The sequence below is a fragment of the Vreelandella nigrificans genome (genome assembly GCF_002374315.1).
Classification (GTDB): Bacteria; Pseudomonadota; Gammaproteobacteria; order Pseudomonadales; family Halomonadaceae; genus Vreelandella; species Vreelandella nigrificans.
Window position 1 is genome coordinate 1 of sequence record NZ_NWUX01000022.1, and the last position, 18,082, is coordinate 18,082.

Below are 18,082 nucleotides of genomic sequence, written 5' to 3' on the forward strand. Positions count from 1 at the left end.
AACCTGGACGCCACTGCGACGATCACCATCGACACCATCGCTGGTGACGATGTGATCAACGGCGAAGAAGCCACCCAGACCATCACCGTGACCGGTACGGTAGGCGGCGATGCCCGCGAAGGCGACACCGTCACCCTGACCGTGGGTGGTGAGACCTTCACTGGCCAAGTCACCACCGACAGCGCCGGTAACCTGGTCTACGCCATCGATGTCCCAGGATCGCTGCTGGCCGATAACGACAGCATCACTGCGGAAGTCACCGGTACCGACGACGCGGGTAACGACTACCGCGCCGAGGCTGACCGTGACTACGGCGTTAACCTGGACGCCACTGCGACGATCACCATCGACACCATCGCTGGTGACGATGTGATCAACGGTGAAGAAGCCACCCAGACCATCACCGTCACGGGCACGGTAGGCGGCGATGCCCGCGAAGGTGACACTGTCACCCTGACCGTGGGTGGTGAGATCTTCACCGGTACCGTGGCGGAAGACCTGACTTACTCCATCGATGTCCCAGGTTCACTGCTGGCGGACAACAACAGTGTTACTGCCGAAGTCACCGGTACCGACGACGCGGGCAACGACTACCGCGCCGAGGCTGACCGTGACTACGGCGTCAACCTGGAGGCCACTGCCACCATCACCATCGACACCATTGCTGGTGATGACGTGATCAACGGTGAAGAGGCCACCCAGACCATTACCGTGACTGGTACGGTAGGTGGCGATGCCCGCGAAGGTGACACTGTCACTCTGACCGTGGGCGACGAGACCTTCACTGGCCTAGTCGGTGCAGATCTGACTTACGCCATCGATGTGCCCGGCTCGCTGTTAGCGGACAACAACAGCATCACGGCGGAAGTCACCGGTAGCGACGACGCGGGTAACGACTACCGCGCCGAGGCTGACCGCGACTACGGCGTCAATCTGGAGGCCACTGCGACGATCACCATCGACACCATTGCTGGTGACGATGTGATCAACGGCGAAGAAGCCACCCAGACCATCACCGTGACTGGCACAGTAGGTGGCGATGCTCGCGAAGGTGACACCGTCACCCTGGCCGTGGGTGGTGAGACCTTCACCGGCCAAGTCACCACCGACAGCGCTGGCAACCTGATCTATGCCATTGATGTCCCAGGATCACTGCTGGCGGACAACGACCAAGTGAGTGCCGAAGTCACTGGTACTGACGACGCGGGTAATGACTACCTTGCCGAGGCTGACCGCGACTACGGCGTCAATCTGGATGCCACTGCGACGATCACCATCGACACCATTGCCGGTGACGATGTGATCAACGGCGAAGAAGCCACCCAGACCATCACCGTGACTGGCACAGTAGGTGGCGATGCTCGCGAAGGTGACACTGTCACTCTGACCGTGGGTGGTGAGACCTTTACTGGCCAAGTCGGTGTAGATCTGACCTACGCCATCGATGTCCCAGGCTCGCTGTTAGCGGACAACAACAGTGTTACTGCCGAAGTCACCGGTAGCGACGACGCGGGTAACGATTACCGCGCTGAGGCTGACCGTGCCTATGGTGTTGATGTTACTCCACCTTCTGTAGTTGTTTCGTTACTAGGAGCGGGTGAAGATGATATCTACAACATCGATGAGATTGCTGCTGGCGAGCCTGATAGCGTAGAAGCTTTAGTTACCTTCCAAACGGGTACTGAGGTTGGCGATACGCTGGTTGTTAAAGATGAAGGTGGTAACACGCTGACTACTGTGGTGTTGGAGCAGCAAGACATTGATAACGGTGTCACTGTCTGGGTAGCTGTTAGTCAAGGTGCGACTAACGTTAGTGTTAGCGCAACGGTCACTGATCCGGCTGGCAACAGTGCCAGCGATGATGACATTAAAGGCGTAGCTAACGTTGCGCCAGAAGCCACCATCACCATAGATGCACTGTTTGGTGGTGATGATTTCCTTAGCAACAGTGAGGCTCAAGAAGGGCAATCAATCACCGGTTCCGTTGGTGGTGATGCTAAAGCTGGCGATACGGTTGAGGTTACAGTTGGTGGGCAGACTTATCTCACGGAGGTCAACCAAGATGGTAGTTCCTGGGTAGTTAATGTGCCCAGTAATAAAGTGGTTGGGCTAGTTTCCGGAGATGTGACTGCTAGCGTTGTAGGCAATGACCAGTTCGGTAATGTCTACGAGGCTGAGGCTGATCGTTCATTTGAGGTACAACCACCTGCTTCGCTCAATGTAGGGGGCAATGGAGATGATGTAATTGAAAGTGGCGGGGGGGATGATGTCATCCTTGGCGACCGCGGTGGAAAAGTCACCATTATAGATCCGGCCGCTAATTACAATATTTCCCTTATTGTCGATGTTTCGGGGAGTATGAATAATAATTCTGGGCAACCCGGGTTGTCGCTGATGGAGCTGACTAGGCAATCCTTGGTGAACCTGACTAACCAGTTGAGAGATCATGAAGGTTCGATCAACGTTCAACTAGTGCCTTTCTCAAGTCATGCATCAACCCCCATTGTCATTCAAGGGTTGGATTCGAGTAATGCACATCAGTTGATTAATGCTATCAATGCGCTGCAAGCAGGTGGAGGCACTAACTATCAAGCTGCCTTTGCGCAATCAGTTGCTTGGTTTAATGCTCAGAATGGTCAGCAGGATGAGGGAGAGTTTGAGAATCTTACCTATTTCCTAACGGATGGTGATCCAACGTTCTACTACGATCAGTTTGGCAATTTGGCCGGCCCAGGTAATGAAACCGACTTTGCCACCTTTGAGGCCTCAGTAAGAGCATTTGAAGGGCTGTCAAATATTTCCCCAGTCAATGCAATTGGTATTGGCAGTGGTGTGTCAGAGAATTATCTACGTTTCTTCGACAATACAGAGACTGAAGGTTCTGGGGCTGAAAGCTTTGTTGTAGGACGAGAGTATGTTGGCCGTTGGCCATTTGGTAAGTGGCAAGATGTTATCCGTACTGTTTCTGGACCTGTTGGCGATGTCGATATTGTCAATAACGCTGAAGACTTGGCCGCTGCGTTGGAGGGTAGTTCGGAATTTGATGATCTAGAAGATCTAGGAGATGACGTCCTGTTGGGTGGCGGTGGCAATGATATTATCTTTGGTGACACCATTAATACCGATCACCTGGAGTGGACTAATGGAGATACTGGCGTCTTCTATGGCGCTGGTAGCCATGATGGTTTGGGTTACCAAGGACTTCGTGACTACTTAAGGTGGGAAGTTAATAACGGCGCAGCACCTGAAGAGGGACAGATTATTGACTACATTCGAGGCAACTGGGAGTCTTTAGTCGATTCCGCACGCACACAAGGCGGTAACAATACCTTGGATGGTGGCGAGGGTGATGATGTGCTCATCGGTGGTGCGGGAAATGATACCTTAATCGGGGGCGAGGGCAATGACATTCTCATTGGTGGTTCAGGTGACGATATTTTCCTGTGGCAGGATGGCGACCAAGGCACAGCGGGCGCCCCGGCGGTTGATGTTGTGAGGGATTTTGGTAACGGTAATAATATCTTGGATATTGCCGACCTGCTCCAAGGTGAAGAGGATGCGGTTGATCTGAGCACCTATATTGTTGCAGAGCAAGAGGGCAACGACACAGTACTTTACTTAAACTCTCAAGGCGGCTTGGCTGGTGATAAAGAGAATGCTGATCAAGTCATACGGCTAGAGGGCAAAACCTTTGCTGACTTTGGTGGAGGTAGTACTTCTCAACAAGTGATCGACTTTATGATCCAACACGGTAAGCTCGAGATTGATCAATAACCTCTAGGCAATGTTATAAGGCCGCCCAATGGGCGGCCTTGTTAATCATATACTTAAGCGCTTTTACTTCCAGAGGAAGCCGCTATGTTCTATATCAAACGCAATGCACAGGGAGAGATCGTGATGCTCAGCAAGGAGCCATCGCCAGAGTGCAATGATACCGTCGCGGGAGACTCGCCAGAAGTATTCGCCTTTCTTGCTGGACAAGCGGGGGGGGCTTCGCAGTTTATTGCTTCTGATTTGGCTTTCGTACGTGTAGTTGAGGATCTGCTGGAAGTTCTGCTGGCGAAGGGCGTGCTTAGCTTTACCGATTTGCCACCAGCGGCGCAAAGCAAGGTGATGGAGCGCAAATCGCTACGTGCCAAGAATGATATCAACTTGATTAGCGATGATGGCGGAGTCATCTAGCGCGACATGGTGAATAATGCCGCGCCAGCCTTGATTTTCGGTACTGATTAAACACGTACCCCAGGACCTGTTGCACCATCTAGACCTGCACGGAACAGGCTATCAAGTTCGGCCTGCTCTACAACTCCCTCTGCGATCACTTGAATGCCTAGTGAGTGGCAAAGCGTTGCCATGCCTCGAACAATGGTCTGTTGTTCATTAGAGGTATGAATGCCACGAATCAAGCTGCTGTCCACTTTTAGGTAAGTAAGCCCTACATCATGAAGGTCGGCAAGTTTCGTAAACTCAGCGCCTACGTGCTCAATTCCGAACTGGCAGCCAAGAGGTCTTAGGGCCGTGCATAAACCGCGTAAACTGCCTATTGCATGTGCGTTCAATACAGCGGGCACTTCAAAGCAAAGCTGCTTGGCGTGCTGGGGCTGTTTTTCCAGTAGCGCTCTTAGTTCAGTAACAAATTGCGCATTGGTAATAGAGGCTATAGAAAGATTGATCCCCATCTTGTGCTCGGGATCAATCGCTAGCTGCGCAAAGGATTTTTTGACTACAGCAATATCTAGTGCTGGCTCTAAGTTGAAGCGTGACACCCACGGAATAAACACGCCTGCTGTTTGCCATTCGTTTGCAAGTTTTAAACGGGCAGGGCACTCGTAGTGAAGTACATTATTATGGGCATCAATTACCGGGAAGTAGGCCAGTTGTGGCCCTTGGCTAATAGCTTTATTGAGTGCAGTACGCCATTCGACATGATTGTTAAACAACGAGCCTTGCTGACCTTCACGGACGACAATGCGATTGTGTGCGCTGTCACTTTCCGCTTCTGCTAGGGCATCATCTAGGGTGGCTAGCAGGGTGCCGCGTTCATCGTGGGGGGTGTAGGCTACAATGGCAGCTGGCATACGCACCATCTCACGGGGAGTGTCTACAGCTACTATTTTAAGTGCTTGCTCAAACACTTGCTCAAGTGCATGGCGGACAAGCGAAGCGAGCTTGTTGGCACTCTCTTGTAACGGCAATAATAGTAGAAAGTCACTGCCATTCAGGCGGCCAATTAAGGCTTCTTCTGAGCTGCCATCCAGCTGAGAAAGCTGTTGGACAAGAGCACGGAGTAGGTTATCAGTTGCTTGATGGCCTAACTGTTCGTTTAATTGCTCTAGCGTTTGAACTCGCACCATCAGCATTAGACCTGTAGCGCGGACATCATCACTGCCCAGCAGGGATGCCAGCCTGCCCATAAATACATCACGGTTCAGTGCGCCGGTTACTCGGTCATGTTGAAGATCGCGGCGCAGCTCGTCTAATTTTTGGCTCTCTTGGCTAAGCATATGGTGTACGTTAGCAGAGAGAATATTCATGGCTTGGGCAACTTCGCGTAACTCTAGTGTGCGTGGCTCTTTGATGGTTGTGAAGCGGCGGGCGCTAATATCTTTTGCTTGGGCAACCACGCGCACCAATGGGTGTTTAATACCACGTACCAGTACAGTGGCAATGGCCAAGCTGATAGCTCCGGCTAGTAAAAACCAGCCCGCCAATTCGAGCATGCTGCGCCATAACGAGGCATAAGCAAAGCTGTGCTGGCTTTCAAGTTCTAGGGTGCCAAATTGCCGCCAGCCATCTTGCACGGTGGCGGTGCCTGTGGGCACGTTAAATTGAATTAAGCTGCGAAACCATGCAGGCACGTCACCGCTATATTCGCTGGCGGAGCGTCCAATGAGCACGTTATTTGCGGTGTCCCGTAGAATAATGCTGCGGTAGTAGCCGGTATCAAACTGTGCGGCAACGAGCAGTTCTAGGATAACAATATCTTTATCGAGCTGGCTCATTGAGAGCGCAAGCGCGGTAGCGTTATCTTCGTTTTTGATGCGCACTTCCTGCTCAATATAGTCGCGACTTGATGCGATGCTGATAGCAAGGCTACCAACAAACGAAAGCAACAGTAGCGCAATAATGGCTAGCCAAAGCTGTTTAATAAGCGACATGGTGCCCAATCCTTTTAAATGAAGCCTTGTGATTGCATGCGTTCAACCACGCTACGCCAGCGAGATAACCTCGCTAATGGGTCGGCACGAGATTCTGAAGAGCCACCAGCCCATAGCCCTTCACTGTTAAAACTAAATACGGGGTCAAGGTCGGTGCGTTGTGACGCTGGACTAATGGAGGGCGCAATATTATCTAGTACCAGAGGCTCTGCGCTAGGGGTGGAGTAGTAACCCAGCACCATATGCGCTTGAGTGATTTGGCTACGACCAATTCGCGCTCGAACATAAATCATCCTAAGGCGTTCGCCAGGAACGTCCAACTGTTTCAAACTAACGTATTTGGCGATGGAGTAATCCTCACAGTCGCCCTGACCCTGTCCCATGGTTTCCAGTGGAGTGGCCCAAAAGTCTTCATGGCCCCAATTGTGGATATCTTCAACCCAACGTATCCGGCGATTGAAAAAATCATTCACGTCGCGAAGCTGCGTTTGTATACCTTGTCTGCGCAGGCGTTCTAGGAGCTCAAACCATGCTTCTAATACGGCTAAGCCGCTTGTGCCATACTGCTGTTGCATACTTTGTCGCAAACGCTGAGGGTTAAAAGCAGTTGCCGGGGTAGGAAAAACACTTGCTCCCGCGCCCAAAATAAGCGCGCCGACAGTTGCTAAAAACTGTCGGCGGGAAAGGGGGCTAAGAATGGGGCGGGGTGAGTCAGGCATAAGTGCCATTAGTATTCGTCGAATATTTATTAAGACTACAAGCTACGGCATCTGAGTGCTATATATGCTTACTAGAAAGCTGCAATATTAGGAAATAAAAATTTAGAAAACAAAAACTAAGGCAATAATAAACAGTGTTGCTAGGTAGGAGGTGATTGTAAAAGCCCTAAGCCATCCTTGGCTGAGGCTGTTAGTTGGGGCTACATTACTTCTTCGAGTTCCTGTTCAGATAGCCCTAGCTCAGACAGCATTGGCTGAAGCGCTGGCCACACGTTTTCAAGAATAGTTGGCTGGGCCTCGGCGGTAGGGTGGATGCCATCGCTTTGCATCAGTTGTGCATTAAGTGCGATGCCTTCTAGCAAAAAGGGGACTAAAGAAACCTCATACTCATCGGCGAGGGAGTGAAAAACGCTAGTGAAGGCATCGCGGTAGGCTTGGCCGTAGTTAGGGGGAATATCAATACCAAGCAGTAATACCTCAGCATCGGCCTGTTGGCTTTGTTCAATAATACTTGCTAGATTGGCTCGCATTTGGTTCGGATCTAAGCCACGTAGGCCATCATTCCCCCCCAATTCTAACAGAACGATGTCAGGCTGCCGTTGTCCGATGATATCAGCAAAGCGCTGTGCTCCGCCGGATGTGGTTTCACCGCTAATGCTGGCATTTACCACCTTGGCTTGGCCTTCAAGGCGTTGTTCCAATAGCGCGACCCAACCCTGTTCCTGCTCAATACCGTAGGCGGCACTTAAACTGTCACCCATTACTAGCAGGGTCGGATTTTGATCTGCGTTGAGTGATGAAGCTCCGAAGGTTACTACCAGTGCCAGCGCCCCTCCGGTTACCATACGACAGAGTTTTTGCTGACTAAGTTCTTGTTGATTAAGTTTTTGCTGACTAAGTTTTTGCTGACTAAGTTTTTGCCAATCTGGTTTTTGCCAAGCTACAGGGATGCCACGCTTCATGCCTTACTCCTCTGACCCAATGTCTACGTTGCCAGCCGATGACGCGCCTGCACACCAGCCCTCCACCGACACTGCTTCTACCCATAAGGTTCCTGATGCTGGGGCGTACCCGCCTGTATTGCTTGCTGAAAAACTCTCAAAGCAGGTAACTAGCGGTGAGCGTTCGTTAAATATTTTACACGACCTTTCCTTAAGTGTGGCAGCTGGGGAAAGCGTTGCTATTTTAGGTAAAAGTGGTGCTGGTAAATCGACACTTCTAGGTCTTTTAGCAGGATTAGATACCCCAAGTGATGGTGAGTTGACACTGTTTGGGCAACCCCTGAGTCGTCTAGATGAAGATGGCAGGGCGGCGTTACGTGCCGGACGTGTAGGTTTTGTATTTCAAAACTTCCAGCTACTACCCACCTTGAGCGCGCTTGAAAATGTGCTGTTACCATTAGAACTTTCCCCTCGGGCAGGGGAAGACCACGTGGCTGCCCAGTGGCTTGAGCGCGTAGGACTTGGTGAACGCACGGGGCACTTGCCTAAACAGCTTTCCGGTGGGGAGCAGCAGCGAGTCGCGATTGCCCGCGCTTTTGTGACCGACCCAGAATTGGTGTTTGCTGATGAGCCTACCGGTAACCTTGATCCAGATACTGGTGCACAAATCATTGACCTACTGTTTACTCTAAACCGGGAAGCAGGTACGACGTTGATTCTTGTTACCCATGATCACGCCCTTGCACGCCGCTGTGACCGCTGCTTGCGATTAGCTAATGGCAAACTTGAGCCATTTGAGCCGGTGTCTGCCAACGGGGGTGGCAATGAGTGATCTTAACTGGCGTCTTGCTGCTCGCAGCCTAAGGCGCGACCTGAGAGCAGCAGATGTTCGGGCGTTGTTTATTGCACTCATGCTGGCGGTTGCTGCCTCTACGATGATTGCCTTTTTTCTTGACCGGTTAGAGCGAGGCCTGGAGCGTCAGGCGGGCCAAATGCTGGGGGGAGATTTGGTACTGGAGCAGCGCGAGCCGTTTTCTGCTGAGTTGCGTAGTACATTAGAGCAGGCAGGCTTTGTGCTCAGCGATCAAGTTGAGCTTGTTTCAATGATTAGCCGAGGTGATCGCTTCCAGCCCGCGAGCCTTAAGGCAGTAGATGATGTCTATCCCCATTACGGTGTCTCCCATGTGGATATTGGTAATGGCACCGAACAAATAGCCTCTGGCCCGCCAGTGGGGGAGGCCTGGGTAGATCCACGGCTTGCTCAACTGATAGAAATCGAGTTGGGTGATCGTGTTCAAGTGGGCCAAACCGAACTGACCATCAGCGGTATTATTGAGCGTGAAGCAGACCAATCTGGTGGGTTTGGCAACTTCAACCCTCGCTTAATGCTCAATACCTCCGACCTGGAAGCCACGGGGTTGGTACAGCCAGGTTCTCGTATTGAGTTTGAACTACTGGCAGCGGGGCCTCCTGCCGCGTTGGAACAAGTGCAGGGGCTGCTTGGCGAGCTCAGAAGAGCCGGTGTTGACGTACGCGATGTTCGAGTAGATCGCCCCCAACTAGGTAATGCCCTGCAGCGTGCCGAAAGCTATTTGGGGCTTGCCGGTTTAGCCGCTGTACTGCTGGCTGGCGTAGCAGTGGCTATGTCTACCCGCCGTTATGTGGAACGCCATCTGGATACTGCCGCATTGCTACGCTGTTTTGGTGCCAGCCAGTATCAATTAGTGATGATTTTTACCCTACAACTGCTGGGATTAGCGCTGGCTGCTTCGGTGATTGGTGCGCTTCTTGGTTTAGTTGGGCAGGCGGTACTTCTTTGGCTGCTTACTAGTTTTTTGCCTATGACCCTACCGCCTCCCGGCATTATGCCGCTTTGGTTGGGGATTTTTACCGCCCTAGCGGTGCTTGTTGGCTTTGCTGGGCCAACGCTGTTGCGTATTAAGCAGGTTAGTGCGCTTAAGGTACTGCGCCGCGAGCTGGATCCGTTGCCACCGTCGGCATGGTTGGTCGTGGGAGTGGCAAGCATCGTGTTTGGGGGGTTGCTATGGTTGTACTCGGGGAGCTTGCCTCTAGCGTTAGCGTTGTTGATTGGCGGCGCGGCGCTACTCGGCGTGCTCTGGCTGGTGAGCTCACTGTTACTCAGTGGCTTGCTAAAAGGGGTACAGCGGCTGTCAGGAAAAAGTGAATGGTCTCAAGCATTCCGTTTGGGTGGCCGGCAGTTAGCTCGGAGAAAACAAGCGGGCTTAGGGCAGTTGCTGGCATTCTCTGTCACTTTTTTTGCCATGGCGATGATTGTTTTGGTGCGTGGTGATCTGTTGACTACCTGGCAAGATCAGATGCCGGATGACACGCCTAACTATTTTGCTATCAACATACAGCCTAGTGAGAGAGACGCCTTTGAAGATGCCGTGGCACCTCGTGTGGAGACCCAAAGCACACTTTACCCCATGGTGCGTGGTCGCATTACAGGCATTAATGGGCAAACACCGCGGGATGCTGTGCCGCCAGATGCCAGAGGGGATAACTCTCTACGTCGAGAGCTAAACTTAACTTGGCAGGCTGAGGTGCCGGAAGGTAACCAAATTGTTGCTGGGCAGTGGTTTACATCGGCAGGCGAATCTCAAGGCTTTATGAGAGAAGTAGACGCAACGCCCATATCTACCAATGAGATTACACCTATTTCCATGGAGGATGGTCTCGCCCAGCGGTTAGGGTTAGGGATTGGCGATGAACTAACATTTTCGGTAGGAGGGGATACGATTGCTACCCGCATTGAAAGTTTGCGTAGCCTTAATTGGGATAGCTTTACCCCCAATTTCTTCATTATCTTCCCGCCGGGTGTGCTGGAATCGTTCGGGCATAGCTATATCACCGCCTTCCACTTGCCTGATGTCGAACAAGGGTTAATTCGACAGTTGGTGAGTGATTTTCCTGGTGTATCGCTACTCAACGTAGATGCTATCTTAGGCCAGGTACGAGAGGTGCTGACCCAGGTTACCCGGGCAATAGAGCTTGTATTAGCGCTGGTGCTGTTGGCTGGTATTAGCGTGCTGTACGCAGCCCTTACCGCGAGTAGGCCGGCTCGAGCTCATGAAAGTGGCTTGTTACGTGTGTTTGGTGCGGGCACCAAAATGATTTCCCGCGTGCAAGGAGCAGAGTATGCGTTACTGGGATTTGCCAGTGGTTTGATGGGCGCGGTGCTGGCTGAACTAGCTACCGCTGCACTTTACCTTTACTGGCTGGAGCTAACTCCTCGCCTACATTGGGGGCTTTGGGTCATGCTGCCGTTAGGCGGAGCGCTGCTAATCGGTATTATTGGCCATGTGCTTTCTTATAGTTTGAGGCGCCAAGCCCCTGCTGCTAGTTTGGGGCTTTTGGGTGAAGCGTAACGCCTTATGAGCAGCCTGGGGCGGCTATTTTAGCCGCCCCTTTTTGCCTCTCTTCAAAAGGGGCTCAGTGGGGTGTACTAAACGACTTACCGTCAGCGGTGAACTAAAATAGCGTGGCTGTCCAGTTGGTCAGTTTTTTGGCAGCAATACCATCATGAAACATACTCATGTAACACCTGACGCGGATGCGATGAAAGTCGCGTCAGGCTGCGTTATGATAGCGCCCTCGCTTTTCCATGATGACTCTTTCTCGTTACGAGGTTCCCGCCGATGTTCAGCCGTGATATGACAATTGCTGGATTCGATGATGCGCTGTTTGATGCCATGCAGAAAGAAGTGGCACGCCAAGAAGCCCACATTGAACTGATTGCTTCCGAAAACTACGCTAGCCCCCGCGTACTTGAAGCCCAAGGTAGCCAGCTGACCAATAAATACGCTGAAGGCTATCCCGGCAAGCGTTACTACGGCGGCTGTGAATTTGTCGACATTGCTGAAAACTTGGCTATTGATTATGCCAAAGAGCTGTTTGGTGCGACCTATGTTAACGTCCAACCTCACTCCGGCTCCCAGGCTAACAGCGCGGTTTTTCAAGCGCTCGTAACACCCGGCGATACCATTTTGGGCATGAGTCTTGATGCTGGTGGCCACCTTACCCACGGTGCCAAGCCTAACTTCTCCGGCAAGCACTATAACGCTATTCAGTATGGTCTGAACGAACAAGGCCTGATCGACTATGATCAAGTGGCGGAGCTGGCGCGCGAGCACAAACCTAAAATGATTATTGCGGGTTTCTCAGCTTACTCACAAATTGTTGATTGGGCTAAGTTCCGTGAAATCGCTGACGAAGTGGGCGCCTATCTTTTGGTGGATATGGCCCATGTTTCTGGTTTGGTCGCAGCAGGCATTTATCCCAGCCCGTTGCCCCATGCTCACGTGGTTACCTCGACTACGCACAAAACGCTGCGTGGCCCTCGAAGTGGCGTGATTCTCTCTGCTGAGAATGATGCAGACATTGAGAAAAAGCTCCAATCGGCGGTATTCCCTGGTGGTCAGGGCGGCCCGTTGATGCATGTTATCGCCGCTAAAGCTATCTGCTTTAAAGAGGCGATGGCGCCGGAGTTTAAAACCTACCAGCAGCAGGTAGTGAAGAACGCCCAAGCGATGGCTAAGGTATTTATTGGCCGTGGATATGATATCGTTTCCGGCGGCACCGAAGACCACCTCTTCCTGCTTTCGTTGATCAAGCAGGGCGTGACTGGTAAAGATGCTGATGCTGCCCTTGGCCGCGCTCATATTACCGTGAACAAAAACGCAGTGCCTAACGACCCACAAAGCCCGTTCGTCACTTCTGGTCTGCGCATTGGTACGCCAGCAGTGACTACCCGCGGTTTTGGCGAGCAGGAGTGTACTCAGCTGGCTGGCTGGATCTGTGACATTCTCGATGTGCTGGCAAAAGGCGAAGACTCCAGTGAGTTAGAGGCCCAGGTGCTGGATAAAGTGGCAGAAGTGTGTAGCCGCTTCCCTGTTTATAAGTAATTTCTCTTCTATAGTGCGGTAAGTATTGCTGATTAGCAGTATGTAAAGAAAAAGCGCTAACCCAGAGGGTTAGCGCTTTATTGGTTTCTAGGCGCATGCTCACTACCAGCCGCCTTGGCCTTCCAGTAAGCTACGTGTGTTGTTGTTGAGCGGTAGCCGGAAGTCTGCGCTACTCAATACCATTGCATCACCTGCTCTTACTACCCGAGCGCTGACATAGATGTAGTCTTGCCCTTGCGCATAGGTTCCCATCAATATGGAGCGTGCATTATGTTGAGCACTTAATCTCTGTACTTGACGAGATAAAATGAGCTCGCCCACGTTCTCTTCGATGAACATGCTGTCGCGCATTTTAACTTCGCGAACCTGCATACCTTCGCGGGCTAAGGCAGATGCCATAAGCTCAGAACTGATGCGGCCAAATGTTGAAGATTGGCTCAGGTTATCGATGCTAACAAAAGTAGCCGCAATCATAGGGCTGTGGCGGGTTAGATCTGGGTTATTACTTACCATTTGACTGGCAGCTGTGTGTGCCAACTCTGAAAGGTCTGGCTCTGGTGTATTAGGTTGGTTCGTATTGCCAAGGGTGCTGCACCCTACAAGCATAAACATGGTCAACACCGGCAGCAGTAAACAAGCTGTACGTGGCAAACAGCGCAGCAGAAAAGCTGCTAAAGAAGATAAAAGCATAGTGTTACCAGGTGTCAGTGATGGAAACAGTGGGGGTGGCAGGCGCTTGGGGAACGCGGTGTGGTGCATAATGGCGCCGATCTCTCGCGTTAATGTAATAAATATTGGAGGATGAGTAGAGGATCCGGTCGTCCTCAATAATTTGTGTGGTAACGATAATCTCCTCATTACCTATATGTGTCCAACTGCCAGAGGTGGTGTCAGCGAGCATGGCCGCAGGGATTAATGCTAGTGCAGGCTCACTCCAATTACGGAGTGGGAAGCTAGCCACTGCGACTCCTGTTGCAAGAGCTGTATAGGCGCCAAGGGGAGGGCGCGTATATCCCCGGCCCCGATGCTCAACTACCTCAACATTAACCTGAACTATGGCGCCACCTGTGTGTGGTTGAGTGGTTACATTTCCTCCGCGGGAAACCAGTTCGCTGGTAAGTAATGTGCGAAAGCCACGTTCGAACTCTCCACCGCTGTAGGCACTGAGGTGGCTAGACTCACCAGCTGGGATGTGTAAGTCCCTAAAGCGTACGCGCTCGCTGCGTAAAATACCGGAAGCTTCATTTTGAGCCAATACTTCCCAGTGCTGGGCAGCCTGCATCCGCTGTTGTTCTGTGTAGGGGTAGGTTGTTGCGATAGGCGCCTGAGAGGTATTAGCGTAAAAACAGCCGTTAAGCATAAGGCTGGCAAGCCCTAGGCTAACAGAGCGTAAAAAACGAGCTTTAGAGACTGAAATAAAACGAATACGCACCTGATAGTTCCTTATCGCCACAAAACGGCTTTTGATAGACTAGTTTGCCACGCTTAACTTAGATCGGCCACGAGGTTAAAAACTTGAATGAGTAATTGCTCCCATGCTTGAAGATCACCGCGCTGGACCGCGTCATGACTCTCTCCTTACCGCCTACTCTGATGATGATAGCAACAGCGGCTGGATGATTAGCTATATCGATATTATGACGCTGTTAGTAGCACTCTTCGTGATTATTATTGCGGCGGCGGGGGTGACTAGCCCTACGTGGCTTCCGCAAGAGGATGTAGTGACACCTGCATATGATGTGCTGCCTGCACTTGAAGTACCGCTACCCGCTGAGCTTGCCAACGTTCGTCAGCAGCGCGACGCTTATACTTTTTATACGCCCCCGGGTGAGTTGAGCCCCATGGCTGTTAGCGCTGCGCTGGGGGTCGCTGGGTTGCCTGCGCGCCGGCCTGCAGTGGGAGTTCCTCCGTTATTAGCGCGCGTAGCTGAGGAGACGTCAGCGCAAGAAACCCCCGTTGTCGATGTGAGGCTGCCACGACCATTGTTGGCGACCAATGAGAATCAGCTAGTGTCGCCGCTGTCTAATTACATGGTGCTGCTGACTGACCGCCCTCCGGTCAACGTTCAAGAAATAGAGGAAGAAACCGCAAGCAGCATTTTTGCGCTTGATGAAACCTTATTAGAGCGTGTAGGGGCATCCCTCTACTTACCTAATCTTGAAGGTGTCGAAGTATCGAGGGTAGCTGAAGGTATTAGCTTGCGAGTACAGGATCAGCTGCTGTTTCCATCAGCAGCGGCAGAGCTTTCTGAGAGTGGCTCGTCGCTTGTCAGTAGTTTGATGGAAACTATTCAGCGTTACGATGGCGAAGTATGGGTAGAGGGGCACTCTGATAGTCAGTCTATTAATACACCTGAGTTTTCATCCAACTGGGCGCTTTCAAGTGCTCGAGCTATTGCCATTGTGGAAGAGCTTGAAGCCGCGGGTGTGGCCCCTGAGCGCCTTCGAGCAGTAGGACTGGCAGCGACTCGGCCCTTAGAAGACAACAGCACTGAGGTGGGGCGTGCGCGTAACCGCCGTGTTGAGGTCGTTATTCACGTTGAATAACAATAATTGGGTTGAATAACTATTAGGATAGCGGGGGTGGTAAAGATAGGAGCTGGGTTAGTAATGGAAAGTTATGTACATAAATAGCGTTCACTCAGTGGAGGCTAACGAAACGGTAATAAAAAAGCCCGCCGGAGGGGGAGGCGGGCAGTAAAGGGCTTGGCTCATTACAACTCACTGGTATCAGGCTGGGGTGTACAGGATGTCCGGTGAGTACAATATAAGTATAGCTATTTGAGAAGGTTTGCCAAGAGCTTGTGGAAAAATTAACCCTCATTGTTTTACATAACTGAGCGCACTGTTTTGGTGCTTTTGGATTGCTCTTTTTTGGTGCTTGCCTGATCTTTGAATTATATCTTTCATAGCTCTATGATTTTTTTTGCTTAATTTTTTTCTGGCGTATGATTTGCAGTTCCTCTTGTTTAGACGCTGAAGCGCATAAGTGCTTTTGAGACTGTAAATAGGTGGTGCTATGCCTGAACATGCCAACGCTCCAATAACACCTACCAAGCTGTCCAATGAGTCGGCAGTGAGCAATATTGATCCTGCACTGAAGCCACGTATAGTGATGACCGACCTTGATGGTTCTCTACTGGATCACGATACCTATGGCTTTTCTCCTGCTGCCCCCTGGCTTGCTCGTCTTAAAAAACTGGGCGTGCCGGTAATTCCTGTTACTAGTAAAACCCGAGCAGAACTTATCCCACTACGTGAATCGCTTGGTTTAACGGCGACTCCTTTTGTTGCTGAAAATGGGGCTGTTATTGGATTGCCACCTGGATGGTGTCATGCCCGTTTAGACCGGCCGGGCAATGCACGTGATGGGATCGTTGTTAAGCATACCGGTGTTGATATTGGCTTTATTCGAGCGAGGCTCACGATATGGAGGAAGCGGCTGGATGTGCGTTTTACCTGCATGAGTGAGTTAAGCATGCCACAAGTGATGGAGCTTACCGGGTTAGATGAAATGCGTGCTAGGGCTGCCCGCCAGCGTGAAGGTAGCGAGCCATTCGTGTGGCAGGATGATGATGCAGCACTTGAAACGTTTCGTCTTGCATTAGAAGGCGATGGTCTAGAGCTTACTCAAGGAGGGCGCTTTTGGCATGTCATGGGACGCGCCTCGAATAAAGGTAGTGCAGTGGAGTGGCTCATTAAACGCTTTAGCGCGCTTAGGGGTAGTCCACCACTATCACTGGGGTTGGGGGATGGTCCCAACGATATCACCATGCTAGATGTGGTTGACCAAGCGGTCGTTATCAGAGGTGGACACGAGCTGCAGGTGATGCCGAGTAATGTGTCTTTGTACCGTACTCAGGCGGCGGGTCCAGAAGGCTGGGTCGAGGGGGTAGTCCACTGGTGGGGGCAAGACGATAGTCGTCTTGCCACATTGCCGCAAGGACATGCTGTCGTTATATGAGCGCATGCACTTTAAAGCGTATGGCCTAAGTGCCAAGGGAGCCAGCGGAATGAGTGATTTTCATCAAAATGGTGTGATTACCGACTTTCATAACTTAACGCGCCGACCGGTTGACGCACTTGAGCAAGAGCTTTGTCAGTTTGCCAAGCGGCGACCAATGGGATTGATCTTACCCTCGCTTTTTTCTGAACTAGAAGGTCCTGCACTGTCAGCCATTGTTGATGAGTTGGTAAAAGTGCCCTATCTCAATGAGATCGTGGTGGGTTTGGATCGCGCTGATCGTGAACAGTTTTTATATGCACGTGAGTTTTTCTCGCGCCTTCCTCAGCACACTCGCATTTTATGGAACGATGGCCCTCGTTTGAGAGCGCTGGACGCTGAGCTAGAGCACCATGGGCTTGGAGCATTGGAGCCGGGTAAAGGGCGTAATGTATGGTACTGCGCGGGCTATATCCTATCCTCGGGGCGTTCAACGGTGGTTGGTCTGCATGACTGCGATATTCTTACCTATGACCGAAGTTTGTTGGCACGGCTTATGTACCCAGTGGCCCACCCGCGATTTAACTATAGTTTTTGTAAAGGCTATTACCCCAGAATTGCTGATGGAAAATTAAATGGCCGAGTCTCGCGACTCATGGTGACTCCACTATTGCGCGCACTTAAAACGGTGTGTGGGCCACTGCCTTACCTAGATTACTTGGATAGCTTTCGTTACCCGCTGTCTGGGGAGTTCGCAATGCGTAGTGAAGTGCTGGAAGGGATTCGTATTCCGGCAGATTGGGGGCTTGAAATTGGTGTTCTCTCGGAGCTGCAGCGCAACTATTCCCAACGGCAGCTATGCCAAGTGGATATTGCCGATGCTTATGATCACAAGCACCAGCCGGTGAGTGAAGAAGATCCAAGTGGTGGGCTTAACCGCATGAGTTTAGATATAGCCAAGGCGCTGTATCGTAAGCTTGCGACCCAGGGGGTAAGTTTTAGCAATGAAGATTTCCGGACTCTTAAGGCTACCTATTATCGTTATGCGTTAGACCTAATAGAAGCCTACGATCACGATGCCACCATGAACGGACTAAGCCTAGACCGCCATTGTGAAGAGCAGGCGGTGGAGTTATTCGCTAGCAATCTACTAGAGGCTGGTAACCTGTTTTTGGATAACCCACGTGAGCGCCCGTTTATCCCTAGTTGGAATCGTGTTCAAGCTGCTGTCCCTGATTTACTGGTGCGTATGCACGAAGCCGTTGAGCTGGATAATCAAGGCAAGGTTTAGGCATCCGCAGCCTGGGGCCTAGGTTCTTGTACTTAAGTTCTTATATCTAAGTTCTTACACCGGGTTCTTTCTCCTAAGGTTTGCAGAATTCAGGGTAGTCAAAAGG

Annotated in this window: 13 protein-coding genes; 8 read left to right on the forward strand and 5 right to left on the reverse strand. The window is 51.5% G+C overall.

All coding sequences use genetic code 11. The annotated features are described in order from the left end of the window. Positions 1-3,774, forward strand: a 3,774-nt coding sequence (locus CPA45_RS18165) for an Ig-like domain-containing protein (RefSeq protein ID WP_133066798.1), incomplete at its 5' end; no start/stop codon positions are given. An 84-nt stretch (positions 3,775-3,858) separates the two neighbouring features. Further along, a complete protein-coding gene (locus CPA45_RS18170; RefSeq protein WP_096653990.1) occupies positions 3,859-4,182 on the forward strand; it encodes a tryptophan synthase subunit beta like protein in 324 nt (107 codons plus the stop codon). A 47-nt stretch (positions 4,183-4,229) separates the two neighbouring features. Here CPA45_RS18170 and CPA45_RS18175 read toward each other — a convergent pair whose 3' ends face one another. The 3 genes from CPA45_RS18175 to CPA45_RS18185 all read right to left on the reverse strand — a co-directional run bounded on the left by CPA45_RS18175 (position 4,230) and on the right by CPA45_RS18185 (position 7,839). Continuing rightward, positions 4,230-6,158, reverse strand: a complete 1,929-nt coding sequence (locus CPA45_RS18175; RefSeq protein ID WP_096653992.1) for an EAL domain-containing protein — start codon at positions 6,156-6,158, stop codon at positions 4,230-4,232. A 14-nt stretch (positions 6,159-6,172) separates the two neighbouring features. Beyond that, positions 6,173-6,886 carry a transglutaminase-like cysteine peptidase gene (locus tag CPA45_RS18180; RefSeq protein WP_096653994.1) on the reverse strand — a complete coding sequence of 238 codons (714 nt, stop codon included), beginning with the start codon at positions 6,884-6,886 and terminating at the stop codon, positions 6,173-6,175. A 191-nt stretch (positions 6,887-7,077) separates the two neighbouring features. After that, positions 7,078-7,839: an arylesterase gene (locus CPA45_RS18185; RefSeq protein ID WP_096653996.1), complete on the reverse strand. Its 762-nt coding sequence runs from the start codon at positions 7,837-7,839 to the stop codon at positions 7,078-7,080. Here CPA45_RS18185 and CPA45_RS18190 point away from each other — a divergent pair. The 3 genes from CPA45_RS18190 to glyA all read left to right on the forward strand — a co-directional run bounded on the left by CPA45_RS18190 (position 7,838) and on the right by glyA (position 12,743). After that, positions 7,838-8,650 (forward strand): ABC transporter ATP-binding protein, encoded by an 813-nt coding sequence (locus CPA45_RS18190; RefSeq protein WP_096653998.1) that lies wholly within the window; start codon positions 7,838-7,840, stop codon positions 8,648-8,650. The two genes, CPA45_RS18185 and CPA45_RS18190, sit on opposite strands and share 2 nt — an antisense overlap. Continuing rightward, the gene (locus tag CPA45_RS18195) at positions 8,643-11,207 is read left to right on the forward strand and encodes an ABC transporter permease (protein WP_096654000.1); all 2,565 of its coding nucleotides are present in this window, start codon (positions 8,643-8,645) and stop codon (positions 11,205-11,207) included. The genes CPA45_RS18190 and CPA45_RS18195 overlap by 8 nt, the downstream gene beginning before the upstream one ends. A 270-nt stretch (positions 11,208-11,477) precedes the next feature. Beyond that, positions 11,478-12,743: a serine hydroxymethyltransferase gene (gene glyA, locus CPA45_RS18200; protein WP_096654002.1), complete on the forward strand. Its 1,266-nt coding sequence runs from the start codon at positions 11,478-11,480 to the stop codon at positions 12,741-12,743. A gap of 102 nt (positions 12,744-12,845) precedes the next feature. Here glyA and CPA45_RS18205 read toward each other — a convergent pair whose 3' ends face one another. Continuing rightward, a complete protein-coding gene (locus tag CPA45_RS18205; protein WP_096654004.1) occupies positions 12,846-13,433 on the reverse strand; it encodes a FlgO family outer membrane protein in 588 nt (195 codons plus the stop codon). Positions 13,434-13,437: 4 nt separating this feature from the next. After that, complete coding sequence (locus tag CPA45_RS18210) at positions 13,438-14,175, reverse strand: hypothetical protein (RefSeq protein WP_096654006.1); 738 nt, start codon at positions 14,173-14,175, stop codon at positions 13,438-13,440. A 103-nt stretch (positions 14,176-14,278) separates the two neighbouring features. Here CPA45_RS18210 and CPA45_RS18215 point away from each other — a divergent pair, with 103 nt between their 5' ends. The 3 genes from CPA45_RS18215 to CPA45_RS18225 all read left to right on the forward strand — a co-directional run bounded on the left by CPA45_RS18215 (position 14,279) and on the right by CPA45_RS18225 (position 17,976). Further along, the gene (locus CPA45_RS18215) at positions 14,279-15,289 is read left to right on the forward strand and encodes an OmpA family protein (RefSeq protein WP_096654008.1); all 1,011 of its coding nucleotides are present in this window, start codon (positions 14,279-14,281) and stop codon (positions 15,287-15,289) included. A 472-nt stretch (positions 15,290-15,761) separates the two neighbouring features. Beyond that, on the forward strand, positions 15,762-16,706 hold the full coding sequence (locus CPA45_RS18220; protein ID WP_096654010.1) for an HAD-IIB family hydrolase: 945 nt from the start codon (positions 15,762-15,764) through the stop codon (positions 16,704-16,706). A gap of 49 nt (positions 16,707-16,755) precedes the next feature. Then, on the forward strand, positions 16,756-17,976 hold the full coding sequence (locus CPA45_RS18225) for a glycosyltransferase family protein (protein WP_096654012.1): 1,221 nt from the start codon (positions 16,756-16,758) through the stop codon (positions 17,974-17,976). Positions 17,977-18,082 lie beyond the last annotated feature (106 nt).